General features: G+C 56.3%; 21 protein-coding genes. 12 read left to right on the top strand and 9 right to left on the bottom strand.

Features of this window, described 5'->3' with window-relative positions:
* The first annotated feature begins 18 nt into the window (after positions 1 to 18).
* The 4 genes from QEN58_RS15720 (at position 19) to QEN58_RS15705 (ending at position 2,687) form a co-directional block, all read left to right on the top strand.
* Entirely contained in the window at positions 19 to 570 is a 552-nt protein-coding gene (locus tag QEN58_RS15720; RefSeq protein ID WP_280104546.1) for a hypothetical protein, read from the top strand.
* Entirely contained in the window at positions 567 to 926 is a 360-nt protein-coding gene (locus tag QEN58_RS15715) for a hypothetical protein (protein WP_280104545.1), read from the top strand. Before QEN58_RS15720 ends, QEN58_RS15715 begins: the two co-directional genes overlap by 4 nt.
* Positions 923 to 1,582 carry a DUF1007 family protein gene (locus QEN58_RS15710; RefSeq protein ID WP_280104544.1) on the top strand — a complete coding sequence of 220 codons (660 nt, stop codon included), beginning with the start codon at positions 923 to 925 and terminating at the stop codon, positions 1,580 to 1,582. Before QEN58_RS15715 ends, QEN58_RS15710 begins: the two co-directional genes overlap by 4 nt.
* Before the next feature lie 79 nt (positions 1,583 to 1,661).
* Positions 1,662 to 2,687, top strand: coding sequence for a nickel/cobalt transporter (locus QEN58_RS15705; RefSeq protein WP_280104543.1), 1,026 nt, complete (start codon positions 1,662 to 1,664; stop codon positions 2,685 to 2,687).
* A 7-nt stretch (positions 2,688 to 2,694) separates the two neighbouring features.
* Here the strand turns inward: QEN58_RS15705 and QEN58_RS15700 are convergent, their stop codons facing one another.
* A complete protein-coding gene (locus QEN58_RS15700; protein ID WP_280104542.1) occupies positions 2,695 to 3,114 on the bottom strand; it encodes an HIT domain-containing protein in 420 nt (139 codons plus the stop codon).
* Between the two features lie 174 nt (positions 3,115 to 3,288).
* On the opposite strand from QEN58_RS15700, the gene QEN58_RS15695 reads away from it, so the two are divergent.
* Together QEN58_RS15695 and QEN58_RS15690 are read left to right on the top strand one after the other, a co-directional pair.
* On the top strand, positions 3,289 to 3,420 hold the full coding sequence (locus tag QEN58_RS15695) for an entericidin A/B family lipoprotein (RefSeq protein WP_226250697.1): 132 nt from the start codon (positions 3,289 to 3,291) through the stop codon (positions 3,418 to 3,420).
* A 116-nt stretch (positions 3,421 to 3,536) separates the two neighbouring features.
* A complete protein-coding gene (locus QEN58_RS15690; protein WP_280104541.1) occupies positions 3,537 to 3,893 on the top strand; it encodes an I78 family peptidase inhibitor in 357 nt (118 codons plus the stop codon).
* A 7-nt stretch (positions 3,894 to 3,900) separates the two neighbouring features.
* Here the strand turns inward: QEN58_RS15690 and QEN58_RS15685 are convergent, their stop codons facing one another.
* A complete protein-coding gene (locus tag QEN58_RS15685; protein WP_280104540.1) occupies positions 3,901 to 4,506 on the bottom strand; it encodes a LysE family translocator in 606 nt (201 codons plus the stop codon).
* Between the two features lie 99 nt (positions 4,507 to 4,605).
* Between QEN58_RS15685 and QEN58_RS15680 the strand changes: the two genes are divergently transcribed.
* Entirely contained in the window at positions 4,606 to 6,000 is a 1,395-nt protein-coding gene (locus QEN58_RS15680; protein WP_280104539.1) for an aminotransferase-like domain-containing protein, read from the top strand.
* A gap of 1 nt (position 6,001) precedes the next feature.
* Here the strand turns inward: QEN58_RS15680 and QEN58_RS15675 are convergent, their stop codons facing one another.
* From QEN58_RS15675 to QEN58_RS15645, 7 genes are all read right to left on the bottom strand, one after another.
* A complete protein-coding gene (locus tag QEN58_RS15675) occupies positions 6,002 to 7,006 on the bottom strand; it encodes an ion transporter (RefSeq protein WP_280104538.1) in 1,005 nt (334 codons plus the stop codon).
* Positions 7,007 to 7,030: 24 nt separating this feature from the next.
* Positions 7,031 to 7,558 (bottom strand): acyl-CoA thioesterase, encoded by a 528-nt coding sequence (locus tag QEN58_RS15670; protein ID WP_071694225.1) that lies wholly within the window; start codon positions 7,556 to 7,558, stop codon positions 7,031 to 7,033.
* A gap of 108 nt (positions 7,559 to 7,666) precedes the next feature.
* Positions 7,667 to 8,977, bottom strand: coding sequence for a short-chain fatty acid transporter (locus tag QEN58_RS15665; protein WP_280104537.1), 1,311 nt, complete (start codon positions 8,975 to 8,977; stop codon positions 7,667 to 7,669).
* 146 nt (positions 8,978 to 9,123) lie between these two features.
* Complete coding sequence (locus tag QEN58_RS15660; RefSeq protein WP_280104536.1) at positions 9,124 to 10,413, bottom strand: MATE family efflux transporter; 1,290 nt, start codon at positions 10,411 to 10,413, stop codon at positions 9,124 to 9,126.
* 5 nt (positions 10,414 to 10,418) lie between these two features.
* Complete coding sequence (locus QEN58_RS15655) at positions 10,419 to 10,667, bottom strand: YfhL family 4Fe-4S dicluster ferredoxin (protein WP_280104535.1); 249 nt, start codon at positions 10,665 to 10,667, stop codon at positions 10,419 to 10,421.
* A gap of 73 nt (positions 10,668 to 10,740) precedes the next feature.
* The gene (coaD, locus tag QEN58_RS15650) at positions 10,741 to 11,235 is read right to left on the bottom strand and encodes a pantetheine-phosphate adenylyltransferase (protein WP_280104534.1); all 495 of its coding nucleotides are present in this window, start codon (positions 11,233 to 11,235) and stop codon (positions 10,741 to 10,743) included.
* On the bottom strand, positions 11,232 to 13,115 hold the full coding sequence (locus tag QEN58_RS15645; RefSeq protein ID WP_280106951.1) for a beta-ketoacyl synthase: 1,884 nt from the start codon (positions 13,113 to 13,115) through the stop codon (positions 11,232 to 11,234). The genes coaD and QEN58_RS15645 overlap by 4 nt, the downstream gene beginning before the upstream one ends.
* Positions 13,116 to 13,336: 221 nt before the next feature.
* Here QEN58_RS15645 and QEN58_RS15640 point away from each other — a divergent pair, with 221 nt between their 5' ends.
* The 5 genes from QEN58_RS15640 to glnE all read left to right on the top strand — a co-directional run bounded on the left by QEN58_RS15640 (position 13,337) and on the right by glnE (position 19,278).
* Positions 13,337 to 14,002 (top strand): methyltransferase domain-containing protein, encoded by a 666-nt coding sequence (locus QEN58_RS15640; RefSeq protein WP_280104533.1) that lies wholly within the window; start codon positions 13,337 to 13,339, stop codon positions 14,000 to 14,002.
* A complete protein-coding gene (locus QEN58_RS15635; RefSeq protein WP_280104532.1) occupies positions 13,999 to 14,328 on the top strand; it encodes a DMT family transporter in 330 nt (109 codons plus the stop codon). Before QEN58_RS15640 ends, QEN58_RS15635 begins: the two co-directional genes overlap by 4 nt.
* A 9-nt stretch (positions 14,329 to 14,337) precedes the next feature.
* On the top strand, positions 14,338 to 15,813 hold the full coding sequence (dacB, locus tag QEN58_RS15630; RefSeq protein WP_280104531.1) for a D-alanyl-D-alanine carboxypeptidase/D-alanyl-D-alanine endopeptidase: 1,476 nt from the start codon (positions 14,338 to 14,340) through the stop codon (positions 15,811 to 15,813).
* A 34-nt stretch (positions 15,814 to 15,847) separates the two neighbouring features.
* The gene (locus tag QEN58_RS15625) at positions 15,848 to 16,219 is read left to right on the top strand and encodes a diacylglycerol kinase (protein WP_240718854.1); all 372 of its coding nucleotides are present in this window, start codon (positions 15,848 to 15,850) and stop codon (positions 16,217 to 16,219) included.
* Between the two features lie 86 nt (positions 16,220 to 16,305).
* Positions 16,306 to 19,278, top strand: a complete 2,973-nt coding sequence (glnE, locus tag QEN58_RS15620; RefSeq protein ID WP_280104530.1) for a bifunctional [glutamate--ammonia ligase]-adenylyl-L-tyrosine phosphorylase/[glutamate--ammonia-ligase] adenylyltransferase — start codon at positions 16,306 to 16,308, stop codon at positions 19,276 to 19,278.
* The last annotated feature ends 42 nt before the right edge of the window (positions 19,279 to 19,320 follow it).

Below are 19,320 nucleotides of genomic sequence, written 5' to 3'. Positions count from 1 at the left end.
GCCGTTAGAGGATCTAACATGAAGTCGATACCCATAAGCTTAACCTGCCTGCTGGCGCTTGCTGGCTGCCAAGTGACCCCAGATCGTTTGCCCCAAGCAGAGCCAGCACCTTCCGCCGCGTGTTACTTTCCTTCAGCGGATGAACGAGCGCTTGAAACCAGCGTAGATATCCTGACCGAGTGGGGGTTTACCCTTACCTCTACCGATACCTCTTTGGGTTTAATTAGCGCCAGTCGTGAGCGTGAACTGCACGGCTATTATGACCCTTACGATAATGCCTATGGCTATGGGAGAGGAATGAGTATTTTTGGTGGCTTGGGCATTGGGGGTGGTTCGAGCATAGGATTTGGCGGGGTAGGTTTTGGTGGCGGAATAGGGCAGCAGCCGATAGAAGTGGAGCGCGTTTCGTTGTTTGTGAATGACGCTCATATACGCATATCCCGAGATATCCGGCGCTTCGATCATTTGGGTGACTTACGTGAATCGTACAGTGCCAGCAATGACGATTTTTGTCGGCGCTTTCAAGCCACTTTCGAGCAGAGCTTGCCCGCCGATGGGAGGTCACTATGAACCTTCGACACTGGCTATTGATGTCGCTGTTGGGCGGATTGGTCGGCTGTGCCACCACCACTCCTTTGGAACCTCGAGAATTGGTTTACGCAACGCCATACGAGGAGACGTTTCGAGAAGCGGTAGATTTAATGGTTGAGCAGGGCTATGTAGTGCGCCATGCGGATATTGCTCTGGGCCGCGCAGAAGCCTCTCTTGCCCGCTGGCCGGGATATCGGCTGCAATTGCAGGTAAGTGAAGAGGTTGGCGGTAGCCGCGTGCTCGTGTCGGCCTTGAGGGGTAATCAACCTCTGCCGCCCTATTTGCTCGACCCTTGGCTTGTCGCCTTGCAGAATAAGCTAGGTGTCGCACCATGAAGTGGGCGGGTACTGCAGTCGCTTTTTTCGTGGGCATGAGTAGCTTTGTGGCCAGCCCCGATGCGCGAGCCCACCCCCACGGCTGGATCGACCTGAGTGTGCGGGTCATCACCGACGATCAGGGCATGGTGAGCGGCCTCCATCAAACTTGGCGGATGGATCCTTTTTACAGCCTGGTCGTTTTTGAAGAGCTGCAGCAGGTTGAAAACGCCAGCCTTGAAGAAGGGCTTGATCAGCTAGGCAAAGAGATTCGCGATAATCTTGCCGCGCAGCACTACTTAACCGAAGTAAGTATTAACGGTGAGCGCCAGGCATTGGGCGAGGTAAGCGAATATACCGCCATGGAACGCGATGGTCGGCTTATCTTTATGTTTATCCTGCCGCTGGAAACGCCCCAGCCGCTGACAGATGCCATGCTTAGTTACCAAGTGTTTGATCCCACCTACTACATCGAAGTTGTGCATGAAGAGGAGGATGGCCAACCCCGGGATGATGCGCTGATACTCCACGGTGAGCCTGCCTGTGAGCTGTCTATTCTTCCCGCTGACCCCGATCCTGAGCTGGTGATGCAAGCGGCATTGCTCGATAAGGATGAAAGTGGTGAGCCAGGCTTGGGGCGCTATTTTTCCGAGACCGGTCAAGTTGACTGTCGCTAGGCGCTGTTCGAAACCAGGCAGTGCTGGTTTATTTTATGGCCATGTTACATTATAACCATTTTCGCAATGGAGCGGTTAGATGTACTTAACACGGCCCTTTAGACGCCAGTTAGGTTTAATGGTGGGTCTGCTGCTAGTCACAGCAGTGCTGATCATCGTTTGGCAGGGCGGGATTCAGAGCGTGAGCTATCAGCTACTTGGTTGGCAGCGTGATTTGCACCGTTCGCTAACGCTGGCGATTACCGAACTGTCGCGCACTCCCACCATGGCGACCTGGGTGAGCCTATTAGGCGTTAGCTTTGCCTATGGCGTCTTTCATGCTGCCGGTCCGGGGCACGGTAAAGCCGTGTTGGCGACCTACTTAGCCACTCACGGTGGTGCGGTAAAGCGCGCCTTGGGGCTCTCTTTTGCAGCCTCCTTACTGCAAGGCGTGACTGCCATTGCACTGGTCATCGTGCTGGTTTATGGCCTGGGCTGGATAACCCGACAGGCCATGGGCAGCGTTGCCTGGGTCGAGCAGGCAAGCTTTCTGCTGGTGGCGGCGTTAGGGGCTTGGCTATGCTGGCGAGCCGTCAAGCAACTGCGGCGAGCCTATCAGCCAGATCGAGCGGCCCATGCGCACAGCCCTGGCCATGAACACAATCCAAACCACGAACACAGCCATGAGCACAGCCACTGTTGCGGCGGTGCTCACCATATTGAGCCTCATCAGGCGTTAGATTGGCGAACGGCGATGATGACGGTCGGCGCCATTGGTATGCGCCCCTGTAGTGGAGCGGTATTAATGCTGGGGGCGGCCAGCTTGCTGGGTCAGTTCGAGGTGGGCGTGGCATCGGTAGTGGCCATGTCGATCGGCACAGGGATCACGGTGTCAGCGCTCGCCCTGGCGAGCATTTTTGCCCGTGGTTGGGCGCAGCGGCGCTTATCCAAACAGCAGTACAGCCAGCGCGGTGTACAAAAAGTTACCGGCTGGGTGGCTCTGGCTGGCGGTGCGCTGATTGTGGTGCTAGGGGTTTCTCTTAGCGTTGCGGGTGTCGCACAGCCTGCCAGTGGCCCGGTTCTCAATGAGCCACCTGCTCGGCAAGGCCACCCATTAACGGGGTAGAAGTAGTCTACACATCAAGCCCATCAATAAGTGCCAGCAGTTGATCCCGTAACTGCGCCTGACCATCTAGATCGTAAGGCTCGGGGCTGCCTTTGCCCCATACGGGTGCTGGCCACGTCGCATCGCTGTGACGTCTAAGCACAACATGCACATGCAGTTGGCTAACCACGTTGCCTAGCGAGGCAATATTGACTTTGTCCCCCTTAAGCGCTGTTTTCATTGCTTCACCTAGCTGAGTGGCTTCACGCCAAAGCTGCTGCTGGTCGTCGCCAGAAAGCTCAAACACTTCGCTGATAGCGGCCTGACGCGGTACTAAAATCACCCAGGGGTAGCGCGCGTCATTCATCAGCAGCGCACGGCTTAGCGGGAGGTCTGCGATGGGTAAGGTATCGGCGGCAAGGCGTTCATCTAGCTCGAAATTGATCAAAAGATAGGCTCCAGACAGCGCTTTAAATAATTGTTAGCATAGCAGCCGCGAAGTAAATTAGTGAAAGCGAGCGCGATTGCTCAAACGCTGTTACCCTGAAAAAACTCCCAAGTGGCAAATTAGGTTGCCAGTGGAGTTTCTCAATGTTGAATGACTCGTTAAGGAGAACGGAAAATGAAAAAATTATTGGCCATGAGCTTTATGCTGCTGATGACAGCGGGTGTTCTAACTGGTTGCAATACCATCGCTGGCGCAGGCCAGGATGTTGAAGAGGGCGGTCAAGCTGTCCAGGATGCGGCGAGTTAACCTTTCAGTAGAAAGATAGTGGTATCCCACGGGTCAGGCTAACGCCTGGCCCGTGAGGTTTTATAGCCTCTAACCATACTCTACTTTTTGGAGATTCAAGGATGAAAGCCTGTATCATGCTGGTTAAATTTGCCGCTGTTAGCGCTGGTGCGCTGCTGCTAACGGCCTGCGTTAGCTCCCAAATGCCGATTTCCCCGGCCAACGACGACGTAGACGCAGCGCCAACGCCGCCCACAGTAGCAACGAACGGCGCCAGTGAAGACCAGGCTGCTAGCTGTGATCTAGACGCTATCCAGTCCGCAATCGGAGAGCCTTTCGATGAGGCTAACGTTGCGCAGTTACAAAGTGATAGCGGTGCTCGACAGGTGCGCGTGCTGCGCCCAGGCGATATGGCTACCATGGATCACCGCCCGGATCGTTTGAATATTCATCTCGATGATCAAGATCGCATAGAAGCGCTTCGCTGCGGCTAACGTATTGTCATCCTAAAATTAGCACGACGCAGGCGGCGGTCAGCACCCCCATGGTGATGTTGAACGCCCGCCATGCAGCATCTGTTTTGATCCACTGTCCAATCGCACTACCAAAGGCGGCCCATAGCGCAATACAGGGTAACGCCACCATCTCCGCAAAGCCTGCAAGTAGCAATGCATTAAATACCGGTTGGCCACTTTCGGGTAGAAACCCCGCCATCAACGCCAGCCCCATTACCCACGCTTTAGGATTGGCGAACTGAAACGCCGCTGCCTGCCAAAACGTAAAGGGTACGCTATGAGCCTGTGCCTTAAGATTAGGCGGTGGGGCGCTGGCAATTTTCCAAGCCAAATAGAGCAAATACGCGCTGCCTACCCAGCGTAGTGCGGTTTGAATCGTCGGGTAGCGCTCAAACAGCACGCCCAAACCCAGCGCAATACCCGCAAATAGCAGAAAGCAGCCGCCTAAAATCCCCCACATATGCGGCAGCGTGCGCTTAAAGCCGAAGTTCGCACCAGAAGCGGTCAGCATAACGTTGTTAGGCCCTGGGGTAAGCGTCATCGACAGCATATAGAGCGCGGCCGGGCCGAGGATTAACCATTCGCTATTCATTTTATTGTATCCATACAATTATGGGGTGAAAGATTGTCTTATTGCCGCTTTTGCTAGCATAATGGGGATTAAATTGACGTCAAAGGTTTTATTGTCACCATGACAATTTGGGTGCCTCCGCTCGCTGAGTTTTCTGGTTCACGCTACCGCGCTATTGCCAGCGCCATTGAAGCCGCTATCCAGGCAGGGGTGCTACTGCCCGGGGAGCGATTGCCTCCCCAGCGCCGTTTGGCGGATGCGCTGGGTGTGACCATCGGCACGGTGACCCGAGGATACGCTGAGGCTGAACGCAATGGCTGGGTGTCGGCAAGGGTGGGTAGCGGCACCTATGTGAAGAATCAAACCCAAGACCATGCTTTTAGCCTGACGTTTCCCGCTGACGAAACGGCCGGAGTGATCGATTTAAGCCTTAGCCTGCCGCCGCCGCACCCGTTGCGGCAGACGCTGTTAAGCGAAGCGCTGCTCGCCTTAAGTCAATCCGCGGCAGCATTAGCGCGCGGTGTCACCTACCAACAGGCCCAGGGGCGTCGTGAACACCGTGAAGTACTCGCTCGCTGGTTAAATACCTTAGGCATGCCGCTGATGGCCGATGAGCTGCTTATCACCCAGGGAGGGCAGCACGGCATTAGTCTGGCGCTAAGTACTTTGCTACGGCCAGGCGAGCTGCTGGCCGCCGATGCCTTGACCTATCCCGGTGCTATCAGTGCAGCACAGCAGGGCCATCTAAAGTTGGTGGGGATTGGCCAAGACAGTGACGGAATGCGCATGGATCTGCTTGAGGCGCAGTGTGCCCGGCAGCCACCTAGAGCGATTTATCTAACGCCGGAGCAGAACAACCCCACCGGCGCGTGTTTAAGCGAATCGCGTCGCGAACGGCTGGTAGCCTTGGCGAGGCGCTACGATATATGGCTGATTGAAGATGGCGTTCAGTATCTGCCTGCAGAGCAGCGTGGCACACCTCTTTACAAGCTTGCACCAGAGCGCGCGCTGTTTGTATTTAGTACCGCTAAAGTGTTGGCGGGAGGGCTGCGAATCGGCGTACTGCGTGCGCCCAAGGGCTTGCACGAGCGGTTAGCGACTGGCTTGCGCGCCCAAAGTTGGATGGTCCCGCCGCTAATGGTCGATGTCGTCTGCCACTGGATTAATCAGGCCGCGGCTGAAAAGTTACTTAGCTGGCAAACCCAGGAGCTCGCGGAGCGCCAACAGTTGGCCGCCGAATGGCTAAAAGATTTTTCCCTAAGCGGGCGACCGCACAGCAGTAATGTTTGGCTTGCGCTGCCAGAGGGGAGCCGGGCCGAAGAGCTGTGTGATCGGCTACTTCAACGAGGCGTTAAGGTCAGCAGCGCGGAGCCCTTTTGTGTCGGGAGCACGCCAGCGCCCCAGGCAATTCGGCTATGTATTGGGGCCGCGGCGGATCGCAGCGAGCTGATTCAGGCATTGAGTATTGTCGCCGCCTGTTTAAGCGAGCGTCCGTTAGCCCCTGCCACTTTGTGAATTACTCGTAGCGGTCTTTCCAGCCCTGATGGCGCACCTGATCTTTAAGCATTTCGAGTACGTCGTAAAGCACCTGCTCGGTGACTCGGTTGCTGCCTTCGTCAACCGTCAGCCAGGTGTCGAAGCCGCTGTCGGCGGTGCGCTCCACTAACTGCCTAAACTCCTCCGAATGAATGCCTAGCAGCAGCTCGTCAACTAGCCGCTGGGCAACACCGCTAAGTGATGCTTCCATCGCGCTGGTGGCCTGCTGCCCCATAGGCAGACGGTTAAGGCGCTGAATCTCTGGGCTTTCTCGTAGCGTACGGCTAACTAAATCGCTAATCGCCACCATAATAGATTGGCGGTTGTGCTGATAAGCTTTGCCGATAGTGCTCTCCAACCGCTGAGCGATCTCACTAATCAGCTGAGACTTGCGCGGCATGATCACACGCTCAATGACCCGCTCGGTCAGTGAATCGCTGGCGCGGATCTGCTCCTGCACATTGCCCAACAGTCGCAAAGCGATACGGTCGGAAAGTTCCTCAAGCAGAATGTCGTAATACTTGGCAGCCGATTGATAGATGTACCAGTGGGTAACATCAACCAAACCGAGGCGATGCAGTCGGTTGATTAACGAGACGACGCGTAAAATACGCAGTAGGCGGAAGCCCGCCAAGGGTATACAGCCTAGGACGTCATACCAGTGCACGAAGGGGTAAAAGAACCAGCGGTGGTAGCGCCGCTCGGCAATCGCGATTGACCAGCCCAGCAGTACATCGGCGATAAAAAAGCTGACAAATACCAAGTCGATGGTGATGAAACGGCTATGAATCACGTCATCGTAGAAGGTGTGAAAACCGGGCGTGAGGTTGGCGATGCCCTGGTTAATAGGGCCGATTAGAAACAGCGAATCAAACAGCAGCAGCGCGAGGTTAATCACCACCAGCGTCAGAATAAAAAAATCCCAACCAATATGGGCGTATTCAACCGCTTTAGGCAGGTGCGGGTAGCGTTCCCTGGCTGGCATACGAACTCCTTGTCGCTGGGTCTTTTAATGGGCCTGGGACTGGTGATGCTGCTGGGTTAGCAGTTCTTCTCTTTCCGCCTGTTTGCGTAGCTTTTTGCGTAAAGCCGCCTTTTCAAAACGCAGTTTCTGCAGCGGCGTTGCTAAATTGAGTGGCGGTACGCTGGCGGGTTTACCATCAGCGTCCACCGCGACCATGGTGAGGTAGCAACTGTTGGTATGGCGGATCAGCTTATTGCGAATATCTTCAGCTACGACCTTAATGCCCACTTCCATCGACGAGCGGCCAACATGATTGACGCTGGCTAGAAAAGTGACCAGTTCGCCGACATGAATCGGCTGTTTAAACAACACCTGATCCACCGATAGTGTCACCACATAGTGGCCCGAATAGCGGCTAGCGCAAGCAAAAGCGACTTCGTCGAGCTTTTTAAGAATCGCGCCACCATGCACTTTGCCGCTGAAATTCGCCATATCGGGCGTCATCAATACGGTCATGGAGAGTTCATGCTGCCCAGGCAGGGCAGCGTTCGCGCTGATTTCGGCGTCTGTCATACGTTGCTCCTGCTGTTACTTGAGCCCAATAACGGCTGCCCGCTACCCATAGGCTGGGCAAACTGAGCGGCGGGCAGTCATTGGCGGTTTTTTAAAACTATATTCTCTTTAAAACCATACCAGACCGACGGAGATAATAATGCCGGTAATAAAAAGCTGAATCAGGCAGAAACCCATAATATCTTTTGCCTTCAGCCCGGCAATGGCGAGCACCGGTAGTGCCCAAAAGGGCTGCAGCAGGTTAGTCCAGGCATCGCCCCAGGCGACCGCCATGGCGACCCGTGAAATGTCAGCGCCTAGCGCCTGCGCAGCAGGTAGCATTACGGGGGCTTGCACGGCCCACTGGCCGCCGCCGGAGGGAACGAACAGATTGACAATCCCGGCACTGATAAATGACCAAAACGGCAGAGTATTGACGGTGGCAAAGGAGACCAACCATTCGGACATGCTCTCTGCTAGCCCAGACTGAACCATGATCGCCATGATGCCAGCGTAAAACGGGAACTGAATAACAATCCCTGCACCGCCTTTAATCGCCTCGTTCAGGCTATTAAGCAGGTTACGCGGCGTGCGGTGTAACACTATGGCTAGGAACAAAAACATAAAGTTAACGACGTTAAGGTTTAAGCCGCCACCCCGTAGCAAAAAGTGGTCAAGCAAAAACAGCAGCCCCGGCACACCAACCAGCATGGCTAGGGTGAAGCTGTTTTCCAGGCGCTCCGCAGGGCGGGTAATACGACCAACCGTCTCTGGCTCATCATTCAGCACGCTGGGATCGACGTAGACGCTATCCTTATCGTCCGGCAGCATCATGCGGTTTACCAGCGGGATGGCGATAAACAGGCAGACCACAATAGCGAGGTTGAAAAAGGCGAAAATCGTTGAGCCTGTACCAATCACCCCAATTTGGTCGGCGGAAAAATGCCCTTCGGTAGCGATGGTCAACGGGATCGAGCCTGCCAAACCGCCGTGCCACACCACAAAACCGGAGTAGGCACTGGCGACAAGCAGTCGGTAGTCAACGCGGATTAGCCGGGCCAGCTCTTTGGCAAAGAGTGCGCCGACCACCAGGCCAAACCCCCAGTTAATCCAGCTGGCCGCCAATGAGACTAGCGTCACCAGGATGATTGCGCCGCCGGGGGATTTAGCGGTGCCAGCAATTTTCTGCAGAATTCGTTTTACCGGCGGTGAGCTTGCCAGCATAAAACCGGTGACCAGCACCAGCAGCATCTGCATCGAGAACGTCAGCAGGCCCCAGAAGCCATCGCCCCAGAAGCGCAGAACCGCCAGCGGTGTTTGGCGCTCAATGGCAATCGCAGCGACCGAGGCAATTAACGTCAGCAGTAGAACGAAAATATACGGGTCGGGGAGATAGCGCTCCACCAGCTTTACCGCTGGTTTTGAGATCATTTTAAGCATGGGATGCTCTCTTTATTCATTATTAGGAAGTGCCTAGCAAGTGGCTAGGAAGTGCATGGCTAATATACGGGGGAGCGCACTGTTTTTCACGTGGAAGCTGCCCTCCTAATCTCACGTTAGCGCAGTTATCAAGAATTGCGCCTGTTTTAGCGCCAGTGGCTTAACCGGTATTGGCGATAATAGAAGACCAACACTGCCGAGCGAACCAGCGTAAACAGCATGAATGCCAGCCACAAACCATGATTGCCCAGCCCTTGGGTTAGCCACCAAGCGGGAAGGTAAACAGCCAGGCCAATAAAAATACTGTTGCGCATTTCACGTACCGCGGTGGTGCCAATAAACACCCCATCAAGCAGGTAGCTCCATACCGCGATCAGCGGCATAACGACCATCCAGGGTAAGTACTGTGCCGCGGTCGCACGTACCTCTGCAAGACCGGTGAGTAGCGCAATCAGCGCATTGCCGCCTAGTGCAAAAAGCAGGGCGGCAGCGCCCGCGGTCCAGAATGAAAAATGCGCGGCAGCGCGCACAGTGGCGGCAAAATCACGCCAATCTTTGCGACCATAGGCGCGCCCAATCAGAGATTCAGCCGCGTGGGCAAAGCCATCCAAGGCGTAGCTGGTGAGCATGATAAATTGCAGGAGTACGGCATTGGCGGCGAGCACCGTGTCACCCTGGCGGGCGCCCTGGGCGGTAAAGAACGCCATGGCGAACAGCAGGCCAAGGGTGCGCACAAACAGGTTGGCGTTGACGTTGAATAGGGCTGCATAGGCCGCTAGGGCAAGCAAGCGCTCGCGCAAAAAGAGGCCTTCTAGCCTAGCTAGCTGGCGCAGCACTAAGTAGCTGCCAAACGCCAGCGCACTGTAGTCGGCGATCACGCTGGCCCAGGCCACGCCGTTGCTGGTCATACCCAGACCCACTACAAACCATAAATCCAGCACGATATTAACGCTGTTGGTGAGCAGTAAAATCATCAGCGTGACGCGGGAGTTCTGCTGGCCCAAAAACCAGCCCAGAATGGCGTAGTTGGCGAGCACCGCTGGCGCTGACCAGAGGCGGATATGGGCGTACTCGCGGGCTAACTCGGTTGCTATTTCACTGCCATCCAATAGCCACAGGCCCAACGAAATCAGCGGCGAGGCAAACAGAATCAATAGGCTGCCAATCACCAGCGCCATGATTAGTGACTGCCCCAGCAGATTGCGCACGTCTGTGTCGCTCTCGCGCCCCATGGCTTGGGCGACTAGCCCCGTAGTGCCCATACGCAAGAAGCCAAAGCCCCAGTAGAGAAAGCTAAACAGCGTGGCACCCAGGGTGACGCCCGCTAAATAGCGAGAGTCGGGCAAGTGCCCGACCACAGCGGTATCCACCAACCCGAGCAGCGGGACGGTGATATTGGAGAGAATGATTGGCCAGGCAAGGGCCCAAATTCGCACTAGGTTTAGGCGGCAGTGATGATGCGGTACTTCTGCATCAGCTGTTCTTGGCTTTCGTGGCGCTCTGGGTCAAGCGGAATACAGTCTACCGGGCAAACCTGCTGGCACTGGGGTTCGTCATAGTGTCCGACGCACTCGGTGCATAGATTGGGATCGATGACGTAGATCTCCTCACCTGGGGAGATCGCATCATTGGGGCATTCGGGCTCGCAGACGTCGCAGTTAATGCACTCGTCGGTAATCATCAGGGCCATGGGCATACCTCGCGGATGGCATTCACACTCAGGCTATCTAATACCTGAGTGTTTTACTCAACAATGGCGTTGGCTAGCTAGTGTAGTGCTTACGCAGCGCCTCGGCGACCTGTGGATGCACTAGGGGAGAAATATCGCCGCCGAGCTTGGCAATTTCACGCACGATGGTCGAAGAAATATACGAATTTTCCACCGCCGGGGTTAAAAATACGCTTTCAAGCTCCGGGTTCTGCGCGCGGTTCATATTGGCCAACTGCAGCTCGTACTCAAAATCGGACACCGCACGCAAGCCGCGCAGAATGATCGTAGCGCCCTGTTCGTGCATCATGGTAGTGAGCAGGGTCGAGAAGCCGATCACCTCAACGTTGGGCAGCGACGCACAGACCGCTTTGACCAGCGCCATGCGGGTCTCTAGATCGAGATTAGGGCTTTTTCCAGGGCTGGCCGCCACCGCGATGACCACTTTGTCGAACATCCGCGCACCGCGCTCGATCAGGTCAAAATGGCCGTTGGTGATGGGGTCAAAGGTGCCCGGGTAGACGGCGATATTCAGTTTGCGCGTGGTCATTCCTCGCTCTCCTCGTCCAGACGGCCAAACGGGTTATCGCTGGTTAATGAGACGGCGTGGTCGTAACCGGGTATATGAATCCGGTCGGCGTGAATATCCAGCTCTGGGCCTTCGAGCACCGCTTCACCAAACTGATAGCGCGGGGCGTAGTGGCCATGATCTGCCTGGGCCAAGTAGGCCGCTGCCGTTTCGCGGGTGGTTTCGCGACGGGTTTTCCAGGCGTTCACCGCTGCCGCGCCGTGGCGCTGAGTCAGCAAGCGCTCGGTCACCGCAGGTGAAAGCACCACGCCTGTGGCGTTGTTGCCGCCGAAGCCCTTGGCGTTAATAAAAGCGGCGTCCGCGCGGAAAGTTTGTGCCGTTTGCGAAAAGCGCAGCCGATCAGCATAGACATCATCAGCCACTGCATCGAGCGTGGGAATGCCCGGCAGCAAGTCGTGAGCAAAGCTACCCAAGGCACTCGCCAACTGGTCGCCCGCCGCGGAGCCTTGTGAGTGACCAATAAAGGCTTTGATTGCCACTACGGGCCAGTTGCTAATGCCGTTGGCGCGGGCGATTTCGTCGAATACGTGGGATTCGGTAATGCGGTTTTTGGGCGTGCTTGTGCCGTGAGCGTGCAAAAAGCTGCGCTCTTTAAGGGCTTTTTCGCCCAGCATATCGCGCACCAGCGCAGTCGCTTTGCCGAGGGTGATGTAGTTGCCGATGCCCGGCGCCGAGATCGAGCGCTTGTAACCGTCGGCATTGACGAACACATCCGGCACTGCGCCGAGAATATCCGCGCCGACTTCCATTGCCAGTGCATCGTCCATCAGCAGCACAAACTGGCTGGCTTCCGCCATAGTAAAGCCACAGTTGCGCGCAAATGGGCGGCAGGCGCGCTGATAGTCGCTGTCGGTAAGCAGCTCAAGTGCATCCAGGGCTTTCAGACCGGCGTCGTCCGCCAGCGCACCCATGGCACGGAAGCCCTCAATGATTTCTGGGGTAATCGGCGCGTCTGCGGTACCCACCATCACCACACGACGGCGGCCAGCGCGAATGTCATCAATGCCCAGGCGCAGATTATAGAGAAAGCTGGCGCAGGCGCCTAATGCTGCGCCGGTGCCACCTACGCTGCCCAGCACATAGGCATTCAAAAAGTCGGCAGGCATCTGACCATAGCCCAGCGGCATCTGCTTGGACGTTGCGCGCTGGCCGCTCACCAGGCTTTTCAGTAAGCCACCCCAGCCCTGATCATCGAGTTGGCCGATGGAGTTACCGGCGTACACGGCAATATGATCCGGGTTCAATTGCTGGCGCAGCGTCTCCCAGGAGAGACCGCTGGCCCCCAGGCAGTCGCTGGCGCCAAACACCGCCAGCGATAGGCCGCGGGGGTGATGGACGCTGCGGTAGAGGCTTGCGGGGTCGAAGCCGCTGGGTAGCTGAGCCGCCGCGCGGACTTTGGGCAACTGCGCGTCGGGCAGCAGTACCTCCAGCACCCCTGCGGGCACGCTCACCTCTACCTCGCGGGCATCAATGTCGCGCACCTGCCAATCCGCTGGCAGGTGTTCGGGCAACTGGCGGCGGCGCAGAGTGAAACGTATTGGCTCGGCCAACTGCATACTGGCCTGCCGGTTAGATGGCATGCCAGGGTCAAGAAAGCGCGGGTCTTCATTGCGCCGGATCAGAGTGTGGTTGAGCACCCGATCGCGCAGCGACTTCTCAGGAGCCTCTACGGGCTGGCCTTGACTATCGTGCCACCCCTTTTCGGAGTGCTCTACTAGGCGCATAAGCGCCGCCAAGCCTTCCAGTGTCTGGCGTTGCTGGTCAGCAGGAAGGGCATCAAGCACGGTGCGGCGGAAGGCCTGATGGCCAGAGGTTCTGCCAGCGGGATTGATGCCGCCCATGCCGACAATCACCGGTAAGTGTGACAAGCCGGGTTCCTCGTGGTGCGGTGGTGGTAACAACAATTATTGGCAACAGTACTAGGCGTATAAAGCCCAATACTATGCGCTTAATGAGTACGCTAATAAGCACGTCAGGCATGATCATAGCACCGGCTGTGCAATGGCGTCATGCCGCAAGCGTTCGAGACTGATAGAATCACGTTTTTCAGCCGAGTGATGGCATGCAGCATAATTCGCGACCAGTGATTTCTAATCAGCCAGGCCCGCACCAGGATTTGGCGCGTCGGGTGAGCCGGGCGCTAGCACATCCGCTGCGTAAACCGATTGCCGAGCACACGCAGCGTAACTTTGCCCTGGCGGCGGAGTGGTTCGCGGAGCGCCAATCGCCGTTGATACTTGATTCAGGTTGCGGCGTAGGCATATCGACACGTCAACTGGCAGCGCAGTTCCCCGCCCATGCGGTGGTTGGCGTTGATCGTAGCGAGGATCGCTTGGGGCGCGATCATGGCAAGTTGCCAGAAAATGCACTGCTGGTGAGAGCCGATCTTGTGGATTTCTGGCGTTTGGCCTATCAAGCTGGCTGGGCGCCCGAGTATCACTTCCTGCTGTATCCAAACCCTTACCCCAAGGCGGCGCACTTAAAAATGCGCTGGCATGGCCATGCGGTTTTACCCACACTGTTGGGCCTTGGAGGGCACCTTGAGCTGCGCTCCAACTGGTCACTCTATGTTGAAGAGTTTGCCTTGGCGGTGGCCCAGGTTACTGGTAAGCAGGCAGCCGTGACTGAAATTGCGCCTAAAGGCGACTATTTAACCCCATTCGAGGCTAAGTATGCTCGAAGTGGCCAGACACTGTGGCGTTTATGCGTTGATCTGGAGCGAACATGACGTTTGTCTATTTAGTGCTGGCGATAGTGGCCGAGGTGATCGCCACGAGTGCCTTAAAAGCCTCCCTGGGATTTACTCGACCACTGCCTAGCTTAGTCGTCGTGGTGGGATACGGGTTGGCCTTTTATTTACTCAGCCTAGTGCTACGCACGCTGCCGGTAGGGGTTGCCTATGCGATTTGGGCGGGCCTAGGCATTGTGCTGGTCACCCTGGTCGGCATAGTGATATTCGGTGAAAAGCCCGATTTACCGGCAGTGGTCGGCATTAGCTTGATCGTGGCGGGCGTCGTCATGCTGCAAGTGTTTTCTAAAATGAATGTGCATTGAGGAACTGTAATGGGGTGTTTTTTTACTGTTAAGCGTAGGCAGCGCTGGTCGCTGGTGACAGGTATAGCCACGCTGGCACTATGTGCCAGTACCAGCCTGTTCGCCGATTTCAATCGCCTGGGCCAGCTGCAGAACAAAGGCTTTTCGATTAGTGCCGAAGCACGTCTTTTGGATGCTGACGCAGGCGCCAATGCATTATTGGGCAGTATTACCCCGGACCGCCAGCTGTCGCCCGCTTCGGTCACTAAAGCCTATTTATCGGCGGCGGCGCTGAACCGTTTTGGTCCCCAACACCGTTTTACCAGCCAACTGGTCAGCTCCGCTGACATCGAAAATGGCGTGCTACGCGGTGATCTGGTGTTTGAGGGCGGGGGAGACCCGGGTCTCACGACTGAAAACCTATGGCGCTTGGTGCAGCGTTTACACTTGGCCGGGGTGCGTGAGGTAGAGGGGGCGTTGGTGGTCAGCCAGTGGCGCTTTGGATCGGTGGACTGCATTACCACAGACCGCTGTGATGCCCTGACTCGGGTTGCCAATGCCTATAGCGCACCGCTCTCATCAGCGGGGGTCAACTTCGGCAGTTGGTGCGTTAATGTCGCGCCTGCCGCTACCGCAGGTGAATCCGCCCAGGTGGGGCTTTGCGATAGCCAGACGTCGCTGATCACCATTGACAACCAGGTAGTCACTCGCCCAGCCAATAGCGGTACCGAGATTAGCGCTGAGCGTATCACCGACGCGCGCGGCGACGTGATGCGTCTGACGGGCCAGATTTCGACCAACGCGACTGCCCGCGATGTCTATCGTGGCGCGGGTGATGCCGCTGAAACCACCGCGCAAGTGTTGATGGGCATGTTGAATCAGGCGGGTATTCAGGTGCGCGAACCGTGGCGCGTTAGCACGTCTCAGCCGCCCAGCAGCGCTCAGCGTCTGGCAGCGGTGGATAGTCAGCCACTGCAAGAGCTTTTGCTGCGTATCATGAACTACTCCAATAACTACATGGCCGATGTGCTGGCGCTCGATCTAGTCGATACGCCCCAGGCACAGCTACGTCAGGCAGGCCTGGCGATTGAAACGTACGCCCAGAATCTACCCGGGCACGGGCCGTTAACTCTGTATAGTGGCAGCGGGCTGACCACTGAAAACCGTACCTCGGCTCTGGGCATTAATGTGATGCTGGAAGACATGTTTCATCAAAGCAGCCTGTTTCCAAGCTTCGTGGCGTCCTTTCAGTCGCCAGCAAACGGGGTAATGCGCTTTATTCGGCGGGGGTCTTCCACCTTTCAAAATAATGTCATGATCAAAACTGGCACGCTTAACCAACCCTTTGCAGTCCGCGCATCGGCTGGCTATTTTCGCACTGCGCAAGGGCGTTGGGGAGTGTTTAGTGTCATGGTCAATGGTAACAGCAGTACGCCTTATTTAAGCTGGTCAGAGGTGCTGGATCCGTTGTCACTGGATCTAGAAGCAATGATATTAGCCAACTGAACAAACTCCACGCTCACAAGGTGAGGCGACCTGCATGAAACCTGGGCATACCGGTTTAACACATTTGGTTCACTCCACGCGGTATTCGTGGAAAGGTCTGAAAGCGGCGTTTAGAAACGAAGCGGCTTTCCGCCAAGAGGTCGGCATTACGCTGGTATTGCTGCCGTTTGCCTGGTGGATTGGCGAAGGTCCGATCAGTTGGCTATTGCTGGTAAGTAGCCTGTTTTTTGTACTGATCGTAGAGCTACTTAATAGTGCAATAGAAAACGTGGTTGACCGGATCGGCACCGAGCACCATGAGCTTTCAGGGCGGGCCAAGGATATCGGTTCGGCGGCGGTAATGCTGTCGCTGATCATGGCCGGTCTTACCTGGGGGCTATTGGGCTGGGAAAAATTCTTTGGCTAAGCCAGGGTTTGAGCTCAAAATTTGCAATAAGACGTTGAAATGAGGCTTTGCAAGCTAACGTTTAACGCGCTGTCAGCGAGGTGGTTATGCAAGTGAACGACGATTTTTTACCGTTGTCGACGCTGCCAGCGTCGTTACAAAAAGCCACTCAATCCGCTTGGCAGCGGCTAAGTGAGGCGCTTGCCCAAGCCGATAATGTTGCTGAGATGACCAAGCAAGAGCTGCCCTCCAGCAGCTGGCAGGGGCTTTCTGATCAGCGCCGCGAAGCCCTGGCTAGAGTGCTGGCCATTTCGACCTTTGCGCTGGACACACTGGTGCGCCACCCCCATTGGCTAGCTGAACTGGATATCGTCGGAGAGTTGGACGCAAACCCTGGGCGCGATGAGCTTGCCAATTGGCTGAATGAGTCGCTTGAAAGTGCCGAGGATGAAGCTGCCATGCAGCGGGCGATTCGCCGATTTCGCCGTAAGCGTATGCTGGGTATTGTTTGGCGTGACCTTAACCGTGCTTCCGGCCATAGCATGTGGGATACCGCCAAGGCGGTTTCAGAACTTGCAGAAATATGTTTAGAAGCTGCTTTAGCTTGGCTTGAGCAGTTTTATGCGCCGCGTTGGGGCTTGCCTGCCCCACGCAAAGACGGCACTCCCCAGCGTCTGGTGATTCTGGGTATGGGAAAGCTGGGCGCAGGGGAACTGAATCTATCTTCCGATATCGATCTGATTTTTGCCTTTCCCGAAAAGGGCGAAACCCAGGGAGGACGCAAGCCCTTAGAGCACCAGGAGTACTTTACCAAGCTGGGGCAAAAGCTGATTGCCGCCTTGGATGCCATGACGGCTGACGGCTTCGCCTTCCGGGTCGATATGCGCTTGCGGCCTTTGGGTGATGGCGGGCCGCTGGTGGGCAGTTTTGCCATGCTCTCCAGCTACTACCAGGATCAAGGCCGCGAGTGGGAGCGTTACGCGATGCTTAAAGCGCGTCCGGTCGCTGGGGATCTCGATGCCGGCGACGAGCTGCTGGCCGGGCTGCGCCCCTTTGTGTATCGCAAATATCTCGATTTTGGCGCCATTGAGTCGCTGCGTGAACTGAAGGCGATGATCAATCGCGAAGTGAAGCGCAAAGGCATGCAGAGCAATATCAAGCTTGGCCCCGGCGGTATTCGCGAAGTTGAGTTCGTGGTACAGGCGTTCCAACTGATTCGCGGCGGCCGCGATACGGAGCTGCAGGTCACAGCGCTGAAAACGGCGCTCAATCGCTTGCCCGAGCTAGGCCTGTTACCCCAAGAAGTGGTCGATGAACTGCTGCCCGATTACGCCTTTCTGCGCGATGTCGAGCATGCACTCCAAGCGTTGGAAGACCGCCAGACCCAAACCCTGCCCAGCGATGATAGTGATCGTGAGCGGGTCGCTTTCGCCATGGGCCATGAAGACTGGCCAGGGCTTGTCGCCCAGCTTGACGAAGTGCGCGAGCGGGTACGTCGACATTTCGACGCAGTGATTGCCGACCCCGAAGAAGATGTCGAAGAGGCCAACGATGATCGCCAGCTTGGCTTGGCCCAGTGGCGGCTTATCTGGCGCGGCGAGTTAGAGGTGCCGGAGGCTACCGCTCACCTTGCCGAGGCGGGCTTTAACGAGCCTGAAAAAGCCTTGAAGCGGCTGCAGCGTCTTTACCATTCCCGGCAAGTGCAAAGCATGCAGCGGATTGGCTTTGAGCGCCTGGATGCGCTGATGCCGCTACTGCTGGATGCCGTGGCGGACAATGAGGTACCGGATACCGCGTTTGAACGGGTGCAGCCGCTGATTGAAGCCGTGCTGCGGCGTACGGCTTACCTTGCGCTGCTGCGCGAAAACCCACAGGCGCTTGAACACTTGATGCGCCTATGTGCACCCAGCCCATGGATAGCCGAGCAGCTGTCACGCTACCCCATTCTGCTTGACGAGTTGCTGACGCCAGAAACGCTGTATACCCCCGCCGATAAAGCGCGCCTGGCCGATGAACTGCGCCAAACGCTGAATCGTCTGCCTGAGGATGATGAGGAGGCCCAGCTGGAGGCGCTGCGTGTTTTCAAACACGCGCAAACCCTGCACGTAGCGGCCTCGGATATCGTCGGTACTCGGCATCTTATGAAAGTAAGTGATTACTTAACCTTTATCGCCGAAGTCATTCTCGATGCCGTTTTGGCCATGGCGTGGAAGCATATTACCCGCAAGCATGGCGTTCCGGAGGGGCTGAATGCCCGCGAGGCTGAGTTTCTGATTATCGGCTACGGCAAGTTGGGGGGGATTGAGCTGGGCTACAGTTCAGATTTAGACTTGGTTTTCCTTCACGATAGCGATGGGCAAGGCACTACTGATGGTCCACGGCCCATTGATACACCGGTGTTTTTTACCCGTCTGGGTCAGCGCATTATTCACCTGCTCACTGCGGTAACGCCCACCGGCACGCTTTATGAAGTGGATATGCGCCTGCGACCTTCGGGTAATTCTGGGCTATTGGTCACATCGCTTAAAGCCTTTGCGGAGTATCAGCGTCAGAATGCCTGGACCTGGGAGCACCAGGCATTGGTGCGCGCCCGCGTGGTAGCGGGTAGCGATGAATTGGCCGAGAAGTTCAGTCAGCTGCGGGGCGATATTTTAGGCGGTGAGCGAGATAAAGCTGCGCTGCGCGAAGAGGTGGTCAAGATGCGTCACAAAATGCGCGACCATCTGGGCAGTAAAACCACCAGCAATACCTTCAACATTAAACACGATGCTGGGGGCATGGTGGATATCGAGTTTCTTTGCCAATACGCGGTGTTAGCGCTTGCTCACAAAACGCCTGCGTTACTCGCCTACAGCGATAATATCCGCATTCTAGAGAGTCTTGCCGAGAGTGGGCACTTACCTGCTGAAGAGGCGGAGCGCCTTCGTGAGGCCTACCTAGCATATCGTAGCGCTACGCACCGAGCGGCGCTCACTGGTGAAAAAGCGCTCAGCGATGGTGAAGAGTTTCGTGTCCATCGCGATATAGTCACCGCACTCTGGCAGCGCTTTCTTGAGCCTTCGGCCGCTAATAATAACTAGTCACATAAACAGGAAGAAACCTTGATGCCAGGGAGCAAGGCG

Source organism: Halomonas alkaliantarctica (assembly GCF_029854215.1).
Classification (GTDB): Bacteria; Pseudomonadota; Gammaproteobacteria; order Pseudomonadales; family Halomonadaceae; genus Vreelandella; species Vreelandella alkaliantarctica_A.
This window is presented reverse-complemented; position numbering and strand designations above follow the sequence as displayed.